A 1,926-nucleotide genomic window follows, 5' to 3' on the forward strand; every position below is an offset into this window, starting at 1 on the left:
TGTTTATAATTCTATCAACACTTCAATAGACTTGTCGCTTTATAACTTAAAAAACTCCCAAAAACCCTGGTATGTCAGGATTGTAGCTATTTAGGGAAAAAATGCTTAGAATTATTGCTCTGTCTAGGTTGGAGTAATTTTTTCCCTCTATTTAGCGACAACTCTAATATTAAATCAGACCATCTCCCCCACTCCCCCACTCCCCTATTCACCATCTCTGCCATATTACAAATCTCGGTGAGTAAATACCTTAGGGCGATCGCCAGAATAAGTAGCAGCAATATGACCATCACCTACAACTTGATATTTATAAGTTACTAACCCTTCTAAACCTACTGGACCTCTTGGTGGCATTTTCTGAGTACTAATTCCTACTTCAGCTCCAAAACCATAACGGAAGCCATCAGAAAACCGAGTCGAACAGTTATGGAATACTCCCGCCGCATCTATTTGAGCCAGAAATAATTCTGCGGTTTCTCTATCCTCAGTTACAATAGCATCTGTATGTCCAGAACCATAAGTATTGATGTGAGCGATCGCTGACTCTAAATTATCTACTACCTTAATTGACAATACTAAATCGCTGTATTCTGTTGCCCAGTCTACTTCTGTCGCCACCTTTACCGACGGTAAAATCTTCCGAGTAGCTGCATCACCTCGTAACTCTACCTGATGCTTTTCCATCATTGGGAAAACCTCTGTCAAAAACTTGTCAGCAATATCAGTATGAACTAACAAAGTTTCCACTGCATTACAAGCAGCAGGATACTGAGTTTTTGCATCCACAGTAACTGCAACTGCCTTTTGAATATCCGCTGACTTATCTACATAAACATGACAAATTCCTTCAGCGTGACCCAAAACAGGAATTTGAGTATTTTCCTGTACAAATTTCACAAAAGAATTAGAACCTCTGGGAATAATTAAATTGACATATTTATCTAACTTCAGTAACTCCAGAGTTTCCTCTCGCGTAGTTAACAACTGTACTGCATCAGGATTAACAGAAGTTGTTGCCAGTCCTTGACGAATTGCTGTAACTAACTCTTGACATGAATTCGTTGCTTCTTTACCTCCTTTGAGAATGACACCATTTCCTGATTTAATTGCCAAAGCTGAAATTTGAATTACAGCATCAGGACGAGCTTCAAAAACCACACCAATAACTCCCAATGGACAAGTAATACGTTTGAGAATTAATCCTTCATCTAATTCTCGATGTATTTGCACCGTACCAACTGGGTCAGCCAAAATAGAAACATTCCGTAGACCTGCGATCGCACTGTTAAGTTTGGCCTCATCCATTTTCAATCGATTATAAAGAGGTTTAGCAATGCCATTGGTTTGAGCTATCTGACAGTCAAGTTTATTTGCTGCTAGAATTTTTGGTGCTGCGGTTTCCAGTGCTTGGGCGACTGCTTCAATTGCTTGATTTTTTACTTCTGTGGATAAACCTGCCGATTTTTGTGCTGCTTGACGGGTTGTTTTGGCTATTTCAGTCAAAGAAACTTCTATAATCATCGTCTTTTTGGGATTTTTTTACGACTTATTTTATCATTATACTGCTTTGGTCTAATAATTATTAATGATCTTGTGATTGATATTAATTATTAAATTTATATCTCAAGTTTTAAATGAATTTTATTGAGCAAAAAAAAATTTGTGAGGGGATAAAAGTACAGGATATTTAATGTAAGTGTGGCACATCAATCAAAATTAATGTTTTGCTCTATACTCTAAATTAATCACACTCAATTAAAACTATTTAATCTCAACTAAAATATGCTGAATTATTTTCTATTTCAGATATTTTTTGATTATTTAAAAGCTATTTATGGAAAAAATAAGTATATATTATTTGGCATATTTTTATATTATTTTTTTCAAAAAATGTTATCAGATCAGGCTTTAAAATCAAGCAATATA

General features: G+C 35.6%; 1 protein-coding gene. It reads right to left on the reverse strand.

Annotated elements, in window-relative coordinates:
- Positions 1 to 225: 225 nt before the first annotated feature.
- Entirely contained in the window at positions 226 to 1,521 is a 1,296-nt protein-coding gene (locus tag F6K13_RS30950) for a glutamate-5-semialdehyde dehydrogenase (protein WP_124154694.1), read from the reverse strand.
- Positions 1,522 to 1,926: the final 405 nt, after the last annotated feature.

Origin of the sequence: Okeania sp. SIO2B9, assembly GCF_010672505.1 — a bacterium.
GTDB lineage: Bacteria > Cyanobacteriota > Cyanobacteriia > Cyanobacteriales > Microcoleaceae > Okeania > Okeania hirsuta.

Excerpts from the sequence above, each read along its gene's own strand:
- F6K13_RS30950 (WP_124154694.1), bottom strand. The coding sequence starts at position 1,521 with ATGATTATAGAAGTTTCTTTGACTGAAATAGCCAAAACAACCCGTCAA.